The organism is Quadrisphaera sp. GCM10027208 (genome assembly GCF_042658805.1).
Classification (GTDB): domain Bacteria; phylum Actinomycetota; class Actinomycetes; order Actinomycetales; family SCSIO-59966; genus SCSIO-59966.
Genome location: NZ_JBHSRC010000023.1, coordinates 1 through 530, shown reverse-complemented (window position 1 = coordinate 530; position 530 = coordinate 1). Strand labels below are relative to the sequence as shown.

The following is a 530-nucleotide window of genomic DNA, read 5'->3' as shown; positions in this document are numbered from 1 at the left end:
CACCCGCCTGCCCAGCACCCTGGACGCACTGGCCTGCGGTGACCTCGACGACCCGCGGGCCCGGATCGTGGCCGCCGCCGCGGCCGAGCTCGACGAGCCAGTCGCCCTGGCCCTGGATGAGGCCCTGTCGGTCGACCCCACCCCCACCGATCCCACCGATCCCACCGACGACACCGACGATGCGGACGGCGAGGACGGCGAGGACGGCGAGGACGGTGAGGACGGCGAGGGGCTGGGTGAGGACCCGGCCGGTGCCAGTCGGCCGGCCTACGGTGCCGCGGTCCTGACCACCGCGGAGCTGCGGGCCCGGATCGCCGCCGAGGTGGCCACGATCGACGCCGCGGCGGCAGCCCGGCGGGCCGAGGCGGGTCGGCGCCGGCGGCGGGTGGGCGTCACCCCCCTGGACGACGGGATGGCTCGGCTGGTCGCCGAAGGCCCCGCCGTCGACGTGCTGACCATGTTCCGGGGCCTGTCCCACGCCGCGGAGAAGATCCGCGACGCCGAACGCGACACCACCACCACGGCCGCCG

The 530-nt window shown here is 77.0% G+C and carries 1 pseudogene; it reads left to right on the top strand.

Annotated elements, in window-relative coordinates:
- Positions 1 to 530, top strand: a pseudogene (locus ACFP6A_RS14415) (hypothetical protein); the annotation flags it as partial.